Here is a 16089-nt window from a genome sequence, read left to right on the forward strand (position 1 = left end):
TTGCGCCCGCTGCGGTTCGCCCGCATGCATGGTTGCGGCAACGATTTTGTAGTCGTCGACGACCGGGATGGGCGATTGCAGACCCATCGCGCCGAACTGGCGCTGGCGCTGTGCGATCGGCACAAGGGGTTGGGCGGCGACGGGCTGATTCTGATTCAGCGCGATGAGAGTCAAGGCGGGCTCGCCGCCGATTTCCGTATGACCTATGTCAACCGAACGGGCGCCGATGGCGAGATGTGCGGCAACGGAGCCCGCTGCGCCGTAAGGCGAGCGGTGGATCTGGGCCTCGCTCCGGACCGCGGGCGCGGCACGGAACTGCGCATGGCGACTCTCGCAGGCTTGGTGCGAGCGACCGTCGACAATGCCGAGGTCACGCTGGCGATGACCATCCCGAGCGACGAACGGAGCTCCGTGCCCCTGGCGATCGCCGGACAGAAATTCGGCCTGTTTGTGATCGATACCGGCGTGCCGCACACGGTGGCGTTCCTCGAATCCCCCGACGCTCTGGAACGGCTGGATGTCGAGGGGATCGGCCGTGCAATCCGCCATCATGAGGCCTTCGCACCCAAAGGCGTGAACGCCAATTTCGCGGCGCGGCGACCCGACGGCAGCTATCGCATGCGCACCTACGAGCGCGGGGTGGAGATGGAAACGCTCGCCTGCGGCACGGGCTCGGTCGCCGTCGCCCTGGCTGCGCATCGGCGGTTCGGCGCAGCGGCGCCGGTGTCGATCCTGCCGACGGGCGGCGGCCTGCTCACCATCGGCTTCCAGGCGAGCAACGACGGTTTTCGAGAGGTGACGCTGAAAGGACCGACCGAGACCATCGCCGAGGGGGAAATCGCAGCCGAATGGCTGGCCGTGCGGGGCCTTACCGCACTGGCCTGAAAGCCGTCGGATGCAGGCTTCGCCGCAGCGTCACGACTCCTCGGCCAGGAGCTCGCGTGGCGTCAGGTAGCGGGCCGCCAGCAGGCAGAGAGCGGTGGTGAAGGCCAGGATCAGAGTCACCAGCGCATTGATGTCCGGGGTAAAGCCCAGCCGCATCATCGCCCAGAGCCGGATCGGCAAGGTGTTCTGCGTGCCGGTGACCAGGATGGTGATCATGGTCTCGTCGAAAGAAAGCGCAAAGGCGAGGACCGCCGCCCCGGCCATGGCGCCGGTGAGATTGGGCAGCAGCACGAGGCGGAAGGTCTGCCAGCCGCTGGCGCCAAGATCATAGGAGGCCTCGACCAGGCTTCGGCTCAGTGCCTGCAGCCGCACCAGGACAATGCGATAAACCAGCGCCAGCACGAAGACGGTGTGGCCGATGATGACCGTCACCAGCGAGCGGGGGAAATCGACCTCGCGGAAGAAGATCAGCAGCGACAGCCCGATGATGATCGGCGGCAGCAGGAACGGGAGGAACACCAGGAACTGGAGGAACTGGCGCCCGGCGCCCTCGCCGCTGTTCACATAGAGCGCCAGACCGGTGCCGATGGCGAGCGAAAGAACCACGGCCGAGAACCCGACCGTCACCGTGTTGCGCAGCGCCTCGAGGATGCCCTCGTTCTGCGCCAGCGTGGCATAGGCCTGCAAGGTCGGCTGGTCCCACAGCATCGCGCCCTGCTTCACCATGAAGAAGGAGGAGACGATCGGGAGCAGCAGCGGCCCGTAGAGCAGCAGGAACACGAAGCCGGTCAGGCCGGCCAGCACGACCATGGCACTGCGCGACGCGATCATACGGGGCCTCCGCGCGCCACAGCCCGATTACCGAACCGCGCGCCGATCACGATCGCGACCATGACGGCGACCGCGAGGATGGCGGAGAGCGCGGCGCCGAAGGGCCAATTGAAGGCGGCGCCGAACTGGCTGAAGATGATGCGCCCGAAGGTGAAGCCGCTCTGGCCGCCCACCATCTGCGGCGTCAGGAAATCTCCCAGCGCCAGCACGAAGACGAAGGTCGCGGCGGCGATCACACCCGGCAGGCTCAAGGGCAGGATCACCATGCGAAAGGTCTGCCAGCCGCTGCCGCCCAGATCCGCGGAAGCCTCGAGCAGGCGCCGCGGGATCCGCTCCAGCGAGAGGAAGATCGGCAGGATCGCGAAGGGCAGCAGCAGCACCGTCAGGGTCAGCAGCACCGCATTGAGATTATAGACGAACAGCATCGAGGGTTCGTCGATGACTCCGGTCCAGAGCAGGAAGCGGTTGAGGAATCCGGTGCCGCCCAGGATGCTGCGGATCGCGTAGATCTTGATGATGTAGCTCAGCAGCAGCGGCACCAGCAGCAGCAGGAGCAGCATGTATTTCTTGCGGCCGCGCAGCGCCGCCAGCAGATAGGCGACCGGATAGCCCAAGAGGATCGTCAGCCCCGCCACCTCCAGGCAGAGCCGGCAGGTCTTGAGAAAGACCGGCAGATAGATCTCGTCGGCGAAGAAGCGGCGATAATTAAGCAGCGTCGGCTCGCGCACGAGCTCGACGCCCTGGACACTGAAGAAGCTGTAGACGAAAAAGGCCGCCAACGGCAGCAGCACGAACAGGACCGGCAAGACATAGGCGGCGGTCGCCAGCGTCAGATCGCGCCAGCGCCCAGGCTCGAGGATCGGGGCGGCGGCGGTCATGCCAGGACCAGGCGGCAATCGACCGGGCGCCAATAGGCCGCAAGACGTTGTCCCGGCGAAATCGAGACTCCTTCGGCCCGGCTGGGCCAGCGCAGGCGCAACGGCGTCCGACCTCCCTCACCCACCGACAAGGTGATGGCGGTGCTGGCACCGCCGAAGGAGACATGCGTGACCATGCCCTCGACCTGATTGTCGGTCGGCGCCGGCGTTCCTGCCGCCACCGATTCCGGCCGGAAAACCGCAAAGGCGCGCCGTCCGGGCGCGGCCGTCGCCAGCTCGACCTGGCCGTCGACCGCGCAGCGCAGCCGGCCGATGGGCGTGGCGATCCAGCGCCATTCCCCCTGGCTCTCCTCGAGCCGGCCCTCGATAAGATTGTTCTCGCCGAAGAAGCGGGCCACGAACTCCGAGGCCGGGCGGTAATAGACATCATGCGCGCTTCCCAGCTGCAGGATCCGGCCGTCATTCATCACGCAGATCCGGTCGGCCATGGCGATGGCCTCCTCCTGGTCATGCGTGACGAAGAGGAAGGTGGTCCGGATCTGGCGCTGGATATCCTTGAGGAACTCCTGCATCTGCCGGCGCAGGGCGACGTCGAGCGCCGCCAGCGGCTCGTCCAGCAGAATGAGACGCGGCTGGCAGATGATGGCGCGGGCCAGCGCCACACGCTGGCGCTGGCCGCCCGATATCTGCGACGGGAAGCGTTGCGCCAGGTCGCCGAGCTGGACCAGCGCGAGCGCTTCCTTGACCCTTCGGGCGATCTCATCGCGCGCCTGGCCCCGCACCCGCAGGCCATAGCCGACATTGGCGGCCACGGTCATATGCGGGAACAGAGCGTAATCCTGGAAAACGGTGTTGAAGGGTCGCCGGTTGATCGGCAGGGCGACGATATCCTGCCCGTCCAGCAGGATCTGACCGGCGGAGGGCTGGGTGAAGCCGCCGATCATGCGCAGGATCGTGGTCTTGCCCGAGCCCGAAGGCCCCAGGATGGTGATGAACTCGCCATCGCGCACGGCGAGATCGACCGCCTCCAGGACCTTCACGGCCCCGTAGGATTTCGACACACCCTGGAGCTCGAGCAGGATCCCGGAAGTCTTCATGTCGGGCCGATGAAGGTCACGCGCGCGCCCCGACGCCGGCGAGGCGCGCGCGATCCCAGCGTCACGGAGCGGCTTTGATCTCGTTCCACATATCGGAACGCTTCAGCGGATCTTCGACCATTTGCAGCCAGACCAGCTTGTCCTTATCGCCCGCGCTCGGCGCCGGCACGACCGTATTGCCGAAACCGGTCCGCTCGGAGAGCTGCTGGCCGATTTTCTTCTGCAGCACGAAATTGACCCACTGCTCGGCCAGATCCTTGTCCTGCACGCCGCTGGTCATCGCCCAGGTATCGAGCCAGGCAAGGGCGCCTTCCGACGCATTGACATAGGCGACATGCGCGCCCGCATCCGTCATGGCCTTGACCTGCTGCTGGCCGTAATTGGCCCAGATCAGCGCCACGTCGTTGTTCTGGTAGATCTGCAGCGCCTCGTCGGCCGTGGTGTAGAAGCTGAGCACGTTCTTCTTGAGCGCGATCAGCTTCGCCTTCACCTGCTCCATCTGCTCGGGCGTCAGGTGGAACGGATCCTGGATGCCGAGGGTCAGCGCCGTGAAGGAGAAGTTATGCTCGCCATTGTCATAGGCCAGCACCTTGCCCTTGTATTTCGGATCCCACAGCACCTCCATCGAGGTCGGGGCCGGCTTCACCTTGTCGGTGTCGTAGATCAGGCCGATCGAATCGAAGCAGAGCGGAATCGCATAGACCTTGCCGTCCCGCATCACGCCATTGACCTGGGTCAGGTCACGGAAGCGCGGCAGCGCCTCTTTCAGGTTCGGAATCTTGCTGAGGTCGTAAGGGGTCGTGAGACCCGCATCGATATAGCGCTGGAGCTGGGCGGTGTTGACGGCGAACAGATCGAAGTCCTTGCCCTCGCTGCCCTTGATCTTGGCCCAGATCTCGTCGTCGGTGCCGATGAAGACGACGCTGACGTCAGCACCCGTCTGCTTCTCGAACTCCTTGACCCAATCGTCGTCGGCATAACCCTGCCAGGCGAGGATGCGAAGCTCCTTCGCCTGAGCGGCCTGCGCCATGATTGCCGTCGCGGCGACGAGCATCACGAGCCCGATCCGCTTCAGCCACTTATTCAACATTTTTCGGTCCTCCCTAGACGCGGTGATTGATTGTTCTTTGCCGTCAGAGTGCCGCGACGCTCACCAGCCCTTCGTCGGGCACCAATTCCATCTTGTTCCTCAGCGCCTTGCCGAAGATCGGCGCCTCGATCTCGAATTCGTCGCCGGGCTTGGTCTTGAAGCCCGCAGAGTAGCTCATCACGGCGGCGCCGAAGAAATAGGCATGCAGGTCGCCCGGCCGCCGGAACATCGAATAGCGGAAATGGAAATGCTCCAGATTGGCGATCGAATGCGACATGTTCGCCTCGCCGGACAGGAAATCCTCCTGCCAGACCACCTTGCCGTTGCGCCAGATGCGGGTCTTGCCGCGCACATCCTGCGGCAGCTCGCCCACCAGCAGCTCGGGGCCCAGCGAGCAGGCGCGCAGCTTCGAATGCTGCGTATAGAGGTAGTTCTTCGCCTCGGTCACATGGTCTGAAAACTCGTTGCCCAGCGCATAGCCGATGCGCCAGGGGTGGCCGTTCGCGTCGAGGATATAGAGGCCGACGATCTCGGGCTCCTCGGCCCCGGCCAGCGCAAAGCCCGGCAGAGGCAAAGGCTCGCCCGGCGCCAATACACAGCTCCCCACGCCCTTGAAGAACCATTCCGGCTGCGCGCCGATCTTCCCCGGCCCTGGCTTGCCGCCTTCCAGCCCCATCTGGAAGATCTTCATCGAATCCGACTCCGGCGCGTCATTGCCGTGGGTCGCGGTGTGCATCTTGTTGCGCGCGTCGGCACTGCCGATATGGGTCAGCCCGGTGCCGGTGATGAGGAACCGCGCCGCCTCCGGATGATCGAGCGGCGCCAGCACGCGGCCTTCGGCCAGCAGCTGCGCATAATCGACCGAGGCCTCCTCGGCCAGGCTCTTGACCTGATCGGCCAGCTTGCCGCCCGCCGCGATCGCGCGTTGCGCCAGTTCATAGACGGTCGTCACACCCGACAGCGGCCGGGCCCCGTTGCCGTCTGGCGTGACCCAGCCGACCCGGCGCTGCCCGTCCTTATCGCGATACTGAATCAAACGCATCTTTGCCTCTTCCGGCGGATACAGAGTGGCGCAGGCACGCGCTCACACCCATCCGCCATCCACGATGAAATTCTGCGAGCTGCACATGCGGCTGTCGTCGGCCGCCAGGAACAGCGCCATGCGCGCGATGTCGGGCGGATAGAGCCGGTCGGGCAGGCATTGCCGATCGGCGAGCTGCTTCTCGCCCTCCGGCGTCAGCCACAGCTTGACCTGACGCTCGGTCATGACCCAGCCGGGCATCATGCAATTGACCCTTATCCGTTCGGGGCCGAACTCGCGCGCCAATGCCCGCGTCATACCGGTGATCGAGGCTTTCGCGGTCACATAGGCCGGGCAATCGCCATCGCCGACCAGCCAGGTGATCGAGCCGAAATTCACGATCGAGCCCCCGCCCGCGTCGCGCATATGGGGACGTACTGCCTGGGCGGCGAAGAACTGGTGGCGCAGATTGACCGCCATCCGGTCGTCCCAATATTCGACCGTGACGTCCTCGGTGCGATGGCGGTCGTCATTGCCGGCATTGCTCAGCAACGCGCGGATCGGGCCGTCGCGCTTGACGGTCTCGTCGATGGCGGCGCGCAGCTGGTCGATCTGCTTCAGGTCGCAGCGGATGAAGCGCGGGGCGGCATGGCCCTTGGCCTTGATCCGCTCGACCAGGGCCTGGCCCGCATCGGCCGCGATATCGACGAAGGTCACCCGCGCGCCTTGCGCACAGAAATGTTCGACCAGCCCCTCGCCGATCCCGCTGGCACCGCCGGTGATGAAGGTCACCCGGCCCTTGAGGCTCGGATAGATGGCGCCGTTCTCCATCTCGCCTTTCATGATCCCCTGCCCTCAGTGCGAGTGACGGGGAACGTCGGCGCCGCGCTTGCCGACCAGGAAATCGAGATCGCAGCCGCGATCGGCCTGCAGCACATGGTCGACATAGAGCCGCTGATAGCCGCCCCCCTGCGGCGGCTCGGGCGGGACCCAGCTCTTGCGCCGCTCGGCCAGTTCGGCATCGGAGACCTCGAGATGCAGCCGGCGCGCCGGCACGTCGAGCTCGATCATGTCGCCGTCGCGCACCAGCGCCAGCGGTCCGCCCATCGCGGCCTCCGGTGCTGTATGCAGCACGACCGTGCCATAGGCGGTGCCGCTCATGCGCGCATCCGAGATGCGCACCATGTCGGTGATACCCTTCTTCAGGACCTTGGTCGGCAGCCCCATATTGCCGACCTCGGCCATGCCGGGATAACCCTTGGGCCCGCAATTCTTCAGCACCATCACGCAGTTCTCGTCGATATCGAGCGCCGGATCGTCGACCCGCGCATGGTAATGCTCGATATTCTCGAACACGACCGCCCGGCCACGATGGCGCATCAGATGCTCGCTGGCGGCCGAGGGCTTCAGGACCGCGCCCTGCGGGCAGAGATTGCCGCGCAGCACGGCGATGCCGCCATGTTCCGTCAGCGGATTGTCGAAGCCGCGGATGACCTCGGGATTGTAGTTCGGCACGTCGCGCACGATCTCGCCGACGGTCTCGCCGGTCACCGTCATCGCATCGAGATGGAGCAGGCCCTTCTCGGCCAGGGCCCGCATAACGACCTTGAGGCCGCCCGCATAGCAGAAGTCTTCCATCAGGAAGCGGCCCGAGGGCATCAGATCGACGATGGTGGGAACGTCGCGGCCCAGGCGATCCCAATCATCAAGCGAAAGCTCGACGCCAAGCCGGCCTGCGACCGCAATCAGATGGATGACGGCGTTGGTCGAGCCGCCGATGGCGCCGTTGACGCGGATCGCGTTCTCGAACGCCGCGCGCGTCAGGATCTTCGACATCTTCACGTCCTGGCGAACCAGGTCGACGATGCGCCGGCCGGCCATCTGCGCCAGCACGCGCCGGCGCGCATCGACCGCCGGCAAAGCGGCATTGTCGGTCATGCCGATGCCGAGCGCTTCCACCATGCTGGCCATGGTCGAGGCCGTGCCCATGGTCATGCAATGACCGGGCGAGCGGCTCTGCCCCTGCTCGGCCGCCAGCGCGTCGGCCGTCGAGATCTTGCCCGCCTTCACATCCTCGAAGACGCGCCAGACATGGGTGCCGGAGCCGATCTTCTGTCCGCGATAGTCGCCGTTCAGCATCGGGCCGCCCGACACGGTGATCGCGGGGATGTCGCAGCTCGCCGCCCCCATCAGCAGGGCCGGCGTGGTCTTGTCGCAGCCCACCAGGAGCACCACCCCGTCGATCGGATTGGCGCGGATGGATTCCTCGACATCCATGCTGGCGAGGTTGCGGAACAGCATCGCGGTGGGGCGCAGATTGGACTCGCCCAGCGACATCACGGGAAATTCGAGCGGGAAACCGCCCGCTTCGTAGACGCCGCGTTTCACGCGCTCGGCGATGTCGCGCAGATGCGCGTTGCAGGGGGTGAGCTCGGACCAGGTGTTGCAGATGCCGATCACGGGGCGGCCGTCGAACTGGTCGGCCGGCAGGCCCTGATTCTTCATCCAGCTCCGGTGCATGAAGGCGTTCTTGCCTTCGCCGCCGAACCAATCGGTGGATCGCAACTTCTTCGGCTTGTCCGCCATGATGCGCCCTGCCTCCTGCCCCGCTCCCTGATGGCGAAGGAGCTTCGTACTGGTTCGGTATTGCCGAACGTGGTTTTGTATTGCTAATAGAGTAAGTGGCCGGTCCGAGCGAAGTCAACAGACGCGGTCGAAAACGCGAGCGAGCCAGCCTAGCACGGGCCGGCAGGTCCGAAATCTGACAAGCGGGTGTCATGACCGACGAACGTTACCGGGTGCAAAGCCTGGGCCGAGCCCTGGATCTGCTGGAGCTGATCGCGCGCCAAGGCCGCGACGGTGCGCGGCTGAGCGATCTCGCCCGCGACCTGACGCTGTCGAAGGCGGCGACCTATGCCATCCTGCAGACGCTCCTGGCGCATGGCGTCATCGCCGATGTCGGCGAAGGCCAGAGCCGGCGCTACCGGCTGGGATTGACCCTGGCGCGGCTGGGCGAGCTTGCCGTGGCCAATCTTTCGCTTTCCGACCTGGCGCTGCCGATCCTGCGCGAGATGACTGAGGAAACCGGCATGACCTCGCGTGTCGCCGTTCTGGACGGCGCCTATGCAGTCGTGGTGGGACGCGTCGACGGGCCGGGGACGGTGCGCTTCGGCGATGCGCTGGGAAGGCGTGAATCGCCGCATTGCTCGGCCGTCGGCAAGGCCATGCTGGCCGCGATGCCGCGGCGCGATGCCGAAGCGATCCTGCGCCAGACCGGCCTGCCGCGGCGCACGCCGCACACGATCACCACCCTCGCTGCGATGCTGCGCGAGCTCACCACCGTCCATGAGCGGGGCTATGCCGTCGATGACGAGGAAGATGTCGAAGGCGTGATCTGCGTCGGCGCCTGCGTCTATGACCGTGCCGGCACCGCCACCGGCGCCATCAGCGTCACCGGCCTGAAACCACGGCAGGAAAACGGCCGGATCGACGAGCTGGGCCAGATCGTCCGGCGTCACGCCGACAAACTGTCGGCGTCGCTGGGCGGGTCGGCCAACCGGAGCCTGCGCGCCGCGGGCTAGGCGGGAGCACCGGCCTCAGACCAGGTGGGCCTTGAAGAAATCGATGGTGCGCTGCCAGGCCAGCTTGGCGGCCTCGGGCGAATAACGCTCGGCCGAGGTGTCGTTGTGGAAGGCGTGATTGACGCCGTCATACATGTAGAGGTCGTATTTCACGCCGGCGTCGTCCAACGCCTTGCGATAGTCCGGGATCCCGGCATCGACGCGCTCATCGAGCCCGGCATAATGCAGCAGCAAGGGCGCGCGGATATTCGCCACCTGTTCGAGCGGCGGCGTGGGTCCGTAGAATGCCACGGCGGCATCCAATGTCGGCTCCGCTTCGGCCACGAGATTGACCATGCCGCCGCCCCAGCAGAAGCCAACGAGGCCCACTTTTCCGTTGCTGTCGGGCCGCGAACGCAGCCAGCTGATGGTGGTGCGTATATCCTCGACCGTTTGCGTCGGCGCGAGTGTCCCGATCATGTCGCGCGCCTGGTCGGGGTCCGACGGCGTGCCGCCCGACGCACTCAGAAGATCGGGCGCCAGGGCCGAGAACCCTTCGACTGCCGCGCGACGGGCGACGTCCTGGATGTAGGGCGTAAGCCCTCGGTTCTCGTGAATCACGACGACGCCCGGCTGCGAGTTGCCACCGCCGGCGGGCTTGGCCCAATAGGCCTTGGGGCCTCCATCGATGGTCACGGTGTCGATGGCGAGGCGCGGATCGTTCTCGGCGATCATGGCGGCCGCGGCGGAATCGGGCTGCAGCAGCTTGACCGCGGCCAGAGCCGCGGCGGCGCTGCCGGTCAGCTTCGTCATGCGTTCCATGAAGACCCGCCGGCCCATCTTGCTGTGGGTAAAGGCATCGTAGAGATCGATGACGTCCTGACGCATTGAATCCTCCGCCGAAAATTCGTTGTCGCTGAGGATCACATAGGTCGCCAGTTGCCCGTCAACCAGATATGACGGCCGACGCGGTTACAAGTTTGTGATCGGCCCGAACCCTATTCGGCCGCCTTGTTCGCCAGGCCGCCCGCCCGGGTCAGGAAATCGCGGACGGCGCTCACGCCTTGTCCGGCTTTGATGTTGGTGAAAAGGAACGGCCTTTCGCCACGCATGCGCCGGGCATCGCGGTCCATCACCTCCAGGCTCGCCCCCACCAGCGGCGCGAGGTCGATCTTGTTGATCACCAAGAGGTCCGAGCGGGTGATGCCGGGTCCGCCCTTGCGCGGGATCTTGTCGCCCGCTGCCACATCGATGACATAGATCGTGATGTCGGCCAGCTCGGGGCTGAAGGTCGCGGCGAGATTGTCGCCGCCCGATTCGATCAGGATCAGGTCCAGCCGGGGGAACCGCGCCTGCATCGCCGCGACCGCCGCCAGATTGATCGAGGCATCCTCGCGGATCGCCGTATGCGGGCAGCCACCCGTCTCGACACCCATGATCCGCTCGGATGCCAGGGCGCCCGAGCGATTGAGGAACTCGGCGTCCTCCTTGGTGTAGATGTCGTTGGTGATCGCCGCGATGTCGTAATGGTCGCGCATCGACTTGCAGAGCGCGTCCATCAAGGCGGTCTTGCCGCTGCCGACGGGCCCGCCGATCCCGACCCTCAAGGGTCCGTTGTTCGAGTTGCTCATGTGCGAAACAGCCTCGTCTCCTGGGTTTCGTGATTCATCGATGCCAAGTCGGCACGGAGGGCGCAGCCGCCCAGCATTGTCAAGGGCGCCGCCTCGGCGTCCTCGCGCACTTCTTCGATGACCGGCTCGAGCGCGGCCACCAGCCGCAACCCCGCCGTCTGGCCCAGGGGGATCAACCGGACCGCGGCCGAGACCAGATTGGCGGCGAAGGATTGGAGATAGGCCTGCAGCGCCGGCATCAACGCGATCCCGTGGCCGGCCGCCGCAACGCCCACCGCGACCGGATAGGCGATCTCCCCGAGATCGGTTGTCAGCCGATCCAGCGCCGGGATCGGCCAGGCCGCGCGGGTGGCGCGAAGGAATGCCTCGCCTTGCGCCAGGCTCTCGAGCGCCCGCTCGCGCGAGGACTGAAAGGCCCGCGCCAATTCGATTGCCTCGAACAGCGCGTCCTCGTCCTCGCGTCCGATGGCGCGATGGGCATGGGCAAACAAGATCGCGTCGCTACGACCGGCGCCGAAGCGCAGGATGTCTTCGATCCAATCCGCAATGGCTTGCGGCCGGCGCAGATCATGCGCCTCGATCGCCCATTCGAGCCCGTGGCTATAGCTGAAGGCACCCACCGGATAGGACGGCGACAGCCACGCCATCAGCCGGTAGAGCGAGCGGTCAGTCATGGAACTCGCCGATCTTCGGATTTCCGACAGCTTGGATCAGCGGCGTCACGGTTTCAGGCTCATCATGATGGCCATGAGGCGCATGGAAGTGGCCATAGGCGCCGCCTTCGGGATCGAACGGCGCCTGGATCGCCCTCACCTCTGCACCCAGCGATTCAACCATCTCGCGGATCACATGATCCGCCCGGATCCGCAGGCGATCGCCGCAGAGCTGGGTCGGCAGATGCCGGTTGCCGAGATGCCAGGCGATCCGCACCAGATCCGCAATCCGGGCGCAGCCGATCTCCAGCAGCGGCTCCGCCGCCGCATGGACGGCGACGATGCTGCCGCTCTCCAGCAGCAGGCCATCGCCCTCGCGCAAGGGGGTGGCGCGGCCGAGATCGAGCAGGAAGCGCGTGCCCTTGCTGCCGGCCATGGCGATGCGCCGGCGATGGCGCCCCTGATAGTCGAGCGTGACGCTGTCGACGGCGGGACCGTGCCACTGGCCGGCGGGCTGGACTTCGATGGCTCGAATCATGATGGACCTCAAAACAGGAAATAACGCTGGGCCATGGGCAGCTCGCTCGCCGGCTCGCAAGTCAGCAGCAAGCCGTCGGCGCGGACCTCGTAGGTCTCGGGATCGACCTCGATCTCGGGCGTCGCATCGTTATGGATCATGCTGGCCTTGGAAATGCCGGCGCGCGTGTTCTCGACCGCGAGCAGCGTCTTCGAGAGGCCCAGGCTCCGGCCGATATCCGCGTCCAGCGCCGCGCGTGAAACGAAGGTGACCGCGCTCTCGGCGACCAGGCGGCCGAAGGCGCCGAACATCGGGCGGTAATGAACCGGCTGCGGTGTCGGGATCGACGCGTTCGGATCACCCATCGGCGCCATGGCGATGACACCGCATTTCAGTATCAGGTCGGGCTTCACGCCGAAGAAGGCCGGCCGCCAGAGCACCAGATCCGCAAGCTTGCCGGGCTCAATCGAGCCGACATGGGCCGAGATCCCCTGCGCGATCGCCGGATTGATCGTGTATTTCGCGATATAGCGCTTGATCCGCCGGTTGTCGTTATCGCCTTTCTCCTCGGGCAGGCGGCCCCGCTGCTTCTTCATCTTGTCGGCGGTCTGCCAGGTGCGGATCAGGACTTCGCCCACCCGTCCCATGGCCTGGCTGTCGGAGGAGATGATGGAGAAGGCCCCCAGATCATGAAGGATGTCCTCGGCGGCGATGGTCTCGCGCCGGATGCGCGATTCCGCGAAGGCGACATCCTCGGGGATCGAGGGATCGAGATGATGGCAGACCATGAGCATGTCGAGATGCTCTTCCACCGTGTTGATGGTGAAAGGTCGCGTCGGGTTGGTGGAAGACGGCAGGACGTGAGCGAGGCCCGCCAGCTTGATGATGTCCGGCGCATGGCCGCCGCCGGCGCCTTCGGTGTGATAGGCATGGATGGTGCGGCCCTTGAAGGCAGCGATCGTGTTCTCGACGAAGCCGGACTCGTTGAGCGTGTCGGTATGGATCATCACCTGCACGTCGAACTTGTCGGCGACGGAGAGGCAGCAATCGATGGCGGCCGGGGTGGTGCCCCAATCCTCATGCAGCTTGAGGGCGCAGGCCCCCGCCCTCACCTGCTCGATCAGAGCTTCCGACAGGCTGGCATTGCCTTTGCCGACCAGACCCAGATTCATCGGGAAGCCTTCGACCGCCTGCAGCATCCGCGCCAGATGCCAGGGGCCCGGGGTGCAGGTGGTGGCGCTGGTGCCTGTGGCCGGGCCGGTGCCCCCACCAAGCATGGTGGTGACGCCCGAGACCAGCGCCTCCTCGATCTGCTGCGGGCAGATGAAATGGATATGGGCGTCGATGCCGCCCGCGGTCAGGATCTTGCCTTCCCCGGCGATGATTTCGGTGCCGGGCCCGATCACGATATCGACGCCCGGCTGCAGATCCGGATTGCCCGCCTTGCCGATCGCAGCGATGCGGCCGTCGCGCAACCCCACATCGGCTTTCACGATGCCCCAATGGTCCAGGATCAGCGCGTTGGTGATGACGGTATCGACCGCGCCCTCGGCCCGCGAGCGCTGCGACTGGCCCATGCCGTCGCGGATCACCTTGCCGCCGCCGAACTTCACTTCCTCGCCATAGATCGTGCGGTCCTCCTCGACCTCGAGGATCAGGTCGGTATCGGCCAGACGGACCCGGTCGCCCGTGGTGGGGCCGAACATGTCGGCATAGGCGCGGCGTGCGATTTTCACCGGCATGATGTCCTCACTCGAGCGATCCCATGATGCGGCCGTTGAAGCCGAAGATCCGCCGGGCGCCGCCGACCGGGATCAGACGCACATCGCGTTCCTGGCCCGGCTCGAACCGCACCGCCGTGCCGGCGGCGATGTCGAGGCGCCGGCCGCGCGCCTTGTCGCGATCGAAGGTCAGGGCCGGGTTCGTCTCGAAGAAATGGTAGTGGCTGCCGACCTGGATCGGCCGGTCGCCGCTGTTGGCCACGCGCAGCGTGATGACGTCGGCGCCGGCATTGAGCTCGATCTCGCCCGCTTTCGTGAAGATCTCGCCGGGGATCATGGCGCGCCTCAGCGGATCGGCTGGTGGACGGTGACGAGCTTGACCCCGTCGGGAAAAGTCGCCTCGACCTGCACGTCATGGATCATTTCCGCCACCCCCTCCATCACCTGTTGACGCGCGATCACGTGGGCCCCCGCTTCCATCAGATCGGCCACGGCCCGCCCGTCGCGGGCACCCTCGGTCACGAAATCGCTGATGAGGGCGATCGCCTCGGGATAGTTCAGCTTGACGCCGCGCTCCAGGCGCCGGCGCGCGACGATCGCGGCCATGGCGATCAGCAGTTTGTCTTTCTCACGCGGCGTCAGGTTCATCGATCCTCCGACAATCAGCAGAGCCAGGTGCGCGGCAGAAGGCGGGCGCCGCGCAGGACGCCGAGCGCCGCCGTCAGGCTCTCGCGCAGATGAAACCCATCGGCGCCGAGGAAACGCGCTACCAGCATGCCATTCCAGGCGCTGGCGCCGCTCTCGCAGGGAAGCGTCCTCAAGACCCGACGCAGGGGATCGAGCCAGGCTTCGGCATCGCCGGAGACCAGAAACAGCGTGGCCATGGCCGTCGCATTGCCGAAGATCGCCGCGCGGGCCGTCTTTGCGACCCAATCGCCGCCAAGGCGCAAGCCGTCGGCGAAGACGAGCTTGCCTTCGCGGCGGATGCGCCAGCTATCCTGGATCAGGCCCTGCCGGACTGTCTCGCCCGAGGACCGCCGCCCCAGGATCAGCGCTTCGACGGCCAGAAGCACGGCACCGGCCCCGAGATCGGCGGTGAAACGGCGCTCGAGGCGGCCGCGATCGAACAGGATCGTCTCCTGCGGCAGCCAGTCGAGCCGCGCCCCGCTGTCGAGCGTGATCCGGTTCTCGATCCGGGCTTCGCCGGCCATGCTTCGATAGACGCGTTCCGCCGCCTGGCTGGTGACGACCGCGTCCGTCGAGGGCGCCAGGTGAATGTCGTGACGGAGCCGGTCGCCGCCCGTGACGCCACCGGCCATGTTGAGCAGGACGGCCAGCGGCGGCTCGCCCGCGGGCGGGTTCGGCAGGCGCACCCGCGCCGCCCCTTGCTGATAGAGCCGGTCGAGGACCGTCGTCGATTCCTGGCGCTTGAAGGCGAGACGCACCGCTCCCTCGGCGCGCGGCAAGCGCTCCGCAACCCCTAAGCCAGGAGAATCAGACGGCAAAACGGCGTCGAACATCGGCCCCCAGCTGAGCGGCTGGCGTTGATCAGGCGTGTTCGCCGTGGTCTGGAACAGCGAGAGAGGCCGGACGAAGCGCTTTCCCGAAAAGCGCCTTGGGTCCGCCGGCCAGGCATTACCCTAGAACGTGCCCGGTCGGCGGCGCAAGGCTGCCCTGCTGAGGGTCGGCCGCTCCCGAGGGAGCGGCCGGGCGGCATCTCAGCCGCCGGCCTTCACGGTGTTGAAGACCTCGTTGTATTTCTGCTCGCGATCGATATTGACGGCGCGCAGGAAGACCGTGCGCTTCATCATCGCGGTCGGATCGTCGAGACCCAGTGAATCCAGTGTTTCCTTGCTGACCATGCCGAAGGATTTCTGGTTCACATGGCCGGTGCCGAACTCGTCGAGCATGACGGCGCCGGTCTCCGCCGAGGTGAAGGCATTGATGAAGTCATAGGCCAGATCCTCGTTGCCGCCATTCTTCGGCAGCACCAGCCCGCAGACCCAGGTCCGCATGCCCTCTTTCGGATCCATATAGGCGACCGGCACCCCCTGCTTGGTGAGGCGGCGCACGGAATCGTTCCAGGCATAGGCGGCAACAAGCTCGCCCGATGACAGGCCCTGCTCGACCGTCGAGTTGTCCGACCAATAGAACTTCACCTGCTCGCGCTGACGGCGCAGCAGCTTGGTCGCATCGGCGATCTCG

General features: G+C 66.1%; 18 protein-coding genes. 2 read left to right on the plus strand and 16 right to left on the minus strand.

The genetic code is table 11. The features are described from left to right. On the plus strand, positions 1-885 hold the full coding sequence (gene dapF / locus ACREE8_RS09665) for a diaminopimelate epimerase (RefSeq protein WP_431572776.1): 885 nt from the start codon (positions 1-3) through the stop codon (positions 883-885). A 30-nt stretch (positions 886-915) separates the two neighbouring features. On the opposite strand, the gene ACREE8_RS09670 is transcribed toward dapF, so the two are convergent. From ACREE8_RS09670 to ACREE8_RS09700, 7 genes are all read right to left on the minus strand, one after another. Continuing rightward, the gene (locus ACREE8_RS09670) at positions 916-1716 is read right to left on the minus strand and encodes an ABC transporter permease (protein ID WP_431572777.1); all 801 of its coding nucleotides are present in this window, start codon (positions 1714-1716) and stop codon (positions 916-918) included. Continuing rightward, the gene (locus ACREE8_RS09675) at positions 1713-2594 is read right to left on the minus strand and encodes an ABC transporter permease (RefSeq protein ID WP_431572778.1); all 882 of its coding nucleotides are present in this window, start codon (positions 2592-2594) and stop codon (positions 1713-1715) included. Before ACREE8_RS09675 ends, ACREE8_RS09670 begins: the two co-directional genes overlap by 4 nt. Next, entirely contained in the window at positions 2591-3691 is a 1101-nt protein-coding gene (locus ACREE8_RS09680; RefSeq protein WP_431572779.1) for an ABC transporter ATP-binding protein, read from the minus strand. Before ACREE8_RS09680 ends, ACREE8_RS09675 begins: the two co-directional genes overlap by 4 nt. Before the next feature lie 61 nt (positions 3692-3752). Continuing rightward, positions 3753-4781, minus strand: a complete 1029-nt coding sequence (locus ACREE8_RS09685) for an ABC transporter substrate-binding protein (protein ID WP_431572780.1) — start codon at positions 4779-4781, stop codon at positions 3753-3755. 43 nt (positions 4782-4824) lie between these two features. Continuing rightward, the gene (araD1, locus tag ACREE8_RS09690; protein ID WP_431572781.1) at positions 4825-5823 is read right to left on the minus strand and encodes an AraD1 family protein; all 999 of its coding nucleotides are present in this window, start codon (positions 5821-5823) and stop codon (positions 4825-4827) included. Between the two features lie 42 nt (positions 5824-5865). Continuing rightward, positions 5866-6645 carry an SDR family NAD(P)-dependent oxidoreductase gene (locus ACREE8_RS09695; RefSeq protein WP_431572782.1) on the minus strand — a complete coding sequence of 260 codons (780 nt, stop codon included), beginning with the start codon at positions 6643-6645 and terminating at the stop codon, positions 5866-5868. A gap of 12 nt (positions 6646-6657) precedes the next feature. Beyond that, positions 6658-8388: an IlvD/Edd family dehydratase gene (locus ACREE8_RS09700; RefSeq protein ID WP_431572783.1), complete on the minus strand. Its 1731-nt coding sequence runs from the start codon at positions 8386-8388 to the stop codon at positions 6658-6660. Between the two features lie 191 nt (positions 8389-8579). Here ACREE8_RS09700 and ACREE8_RS09705 point away from each other — a divergent pair, with 191 nt between their 5' ends. After that, a complete protein-coding gene (locus tag ACREE8_RS09705; RefSeq protein ID WP_431572784.1) occupies positions 8580-9383 on the plus strand; it encodes an IclR family transcriptional regulator in 804 nt (267 codons plus the stop codon). A 15-nt stretch (positions 9384-9398) separates the two neighbouring features. Here ACREE8_RS09705 and ACREE8_RS09710 read toward each other — a convergent pair whose 3' ends face one another. The 9 genes from ACREE8_RS09710 to ACREE8_RS09750 all read right to left on the minus strand — a co-directional run. Next, on the minus strand, positions 9399-10250 hold the full coding sequence (locus ACREE8_RS09710; protein ID WP_431572785.1) for a dienelactone hydrolase family protein: 852 nt from the start codon (positions 10248-10250) through the stop codon (positions 9399-9401). A 110-nt stretch (positions 10251-10360) separates the two neighbouring features. Beyond that, positions 10361-10993 carry an urease accessory protein UreG gene (ureG, locus tag ACREE8_RS09715; RefSeq protein ID WP_431572786.1) on the minus strand — a complete coding sequence of 211 codons (633 nt, stop codon included), beginning with the start codon at positions 10991-10993 and terminating at the stop codon, positions 10361-10363. Beyond that, the gene (locus tag ACREE8_RS09720; RefSeq protein WP_431572787.1) at positions 10990-11667 is read right to left on the minus strand and encodes an urease accessory protein UreF; all 678 of its coding nucleotides are present in this window, start codon (positions 11665-11667) and stop codon (positions 10990-10992) included. Before ACREE8_RS09720 ends, ureG begins: the two co-directional genes overlap by 4 nt. Continuing rightward, positions 11660-12184, minus strand: a complete 525-nt coding sequence (locus tag ACREE8_RS09725) for an urease accessory protein UreE (protein WP_431572788.1) — start codon at positions 12182-12184, stop codon at positions 11660-11662. Before ACREE8_RS09725 ends, ACREE8_RS09720 begins: the two co-directional genes overlap by 8 nt. Positions 12185-12192: 8 nt before the next feature. Continuing rightward, positions 12193-13905 carry an urease subunit alpha gene (gene ureC, locus ACREE8_RS09730; RefSeq protein ID WP_431572789.1) on the minus strand — a complete coding sequence of 571 codons (1713 nt, stop codon included), beginning with the start codon at positions 13903-13905 and terminating at the stop codon, positions 12193-12195. Between the two features lie 7 nt (positions 13906-13912). Further along, positions 13913-14221 (minus strand): urease subunit beta, encoded by a 309-nt coding sequence (locus ACREE8_RS09735; protein WP_431572790.1) that lies wholly within the window; start codon positions 14219-14221, stop codon positions 13913-13915. Positions 14222-14229: 8 nt separating this feature from the next. Next, positions 14230-14532, minus strand: a complete 303-nt coding sequence (locus tag ACREE8_RS09740; RefSeq protein ID WP_431572791.1) for an urease subunit gamma — start codon at positions 14530-14532, stop codon at positions 14230-14232. A 14-nt stretch (positions 14533-14546) separates the two neighbouring features. Further along, a complete protein-coding gene (locus ACREE8_RS09745) occupies positions 14547-15350 on the minus strand; it encodes an urease accessory protein UreD (protein ID WP_431572792.1) in 804 nt (267 codons plus the stop codon). A gap of 252 nt (positions 15351-15602) precedes the next feature. Continuing rightward, a partial coding sequence (locus ACREE8_RS09750; RefSeq protein ID WP_431572793.1) for an ABC transporter substrate-binding protein occupies positions 15603-16089 on the minus strand: 487 nt, incomplete at its 5' end.

The organism is Hypericibacter sp., from assembly GCF_050729195.1.
In the GTDB taxonomy this organism is placed as follows: domain Bacteria; phylum Pseudomonadota; class Alphaproteobacteria; order Dongiales; family Dongiaceae; genus Hypericibacter.

What these genes read in the sequence shown, in the direction of transcription:
- ureC (WP_431572789.1), bottom strand. Translation starts at nt 13,905, where the DNA reads ATGCCGGTGAAAATCGCACGCCGCGCCTATGCCGACATGTTCGGCCCC.
- ACREE8_RS09740 (WP_431572791.1), bottom strand. Translation starts at nt 14,532, where the DNA reads ATGAACCTGACGCCGCGTGAGAAAGACAAACTGCTGATCGCCATGGCC.
- ACREE8_RS09685 (WP_431572780.1), bottom strand. Translation starts at nt 4,781, where the DNA reads ATGTTGAATAAGTGGCTGAAGCGGATCGGGCTCGTGATGCTCGTCGCC.
- ureG (WP_431572786.1), bottom strand. Translation starts at nt 10,993, where the DNA reads ATGAGCAACTCGAACAACGGACCCTTGAGGGTCGGGATCGGCGGGCCC.
- araD1 (WP_431572781.1), bottom strand. Translation starts at nt 5,823, where the DNA reads ATGCGTTTGATTCAGTATCGCGATAAGGACGGGCAGCGCCGGGTCGGC.
- ACREE8_RS09700 (WP_431572783.1), bottom strand. Translation starts at nt 8,388, where the DNA reads ATGGCGGACAAGCCGAAGAAGTTGCGATCCACCGATTGGTTCGGCGGC.
- ACREE8_RS09670 (WP_431572777.1), bottom strand. Translation starts at nt 1,716, where the DNA reads ATGATCGCGTCGCGCAGTGCCATGGTCGTGCTGGCCGGCCTGACCGGC.
- ACREE8_RS09720 (WP_431572787.1), bottom strand. Translation starts at nt 11,667, where the DNA reads ATGACTGACCGCTCGCTCTACCGGCTGATGGCGTGGCTGTCGCCGTCC.
- ACREE8_RS09705 (WP_431572784.1), top strand. Translation starts at nt 8,580, where the DNA reads ATGACCGACGAACGTTACCGGGTGCAAAGCCTGGGCCGAGCCCTGGAT.
- ACREE8_RS09725 (WP_431572788.1), bottom strand. Translation starts at nt 12,184, where the DNA reads ATGATTCGAGCCATCGAAGTCCAGCCCGCCGGCCAGTGGCACGGTCCC.
- ACREE8_RS09695 (WP_431572782.1), bottom strand. Translation starts at nt 6,645, where the DNA reads ATGAAAGGCGAGATGGAGAACGGCGCCATCTATCCGAGCCTCAAGGGC.
- ACREE8_RS09735 (WP_431572790.1), bottom strand. Translation starts at nt 14,221, where the DNA reads ATGATCCCCGGCGAGATCTTCACGAAAGCGGGCGAGATCGAGCTCAAT.
- ACREE8_RS09710 (WP_431572785.1), bottom strand. Translation starts at nt 10,250, where the DNA reads ATGCGTCAGGACGTCATCGATCTCTACGATGCCTTTACCCACAGCAAG.
- ACREE8_RS09675 (WP_431572778.1), bottom strand. Translation starts at nt 2,594, where the DNA reads ATGACCGCCGCCGCCCCGATCCTCGAGCCTGGGCGCTGGCGCGATCTG.
- ACREE8_RS09680 (WP_431572779.1), bottom strand. Translation starts at nt 3,691, where the DNA reads ATGAAGACTTCCGGGATCCTGCTCGAGCTCCAGGGTGTGTCGAAATCC.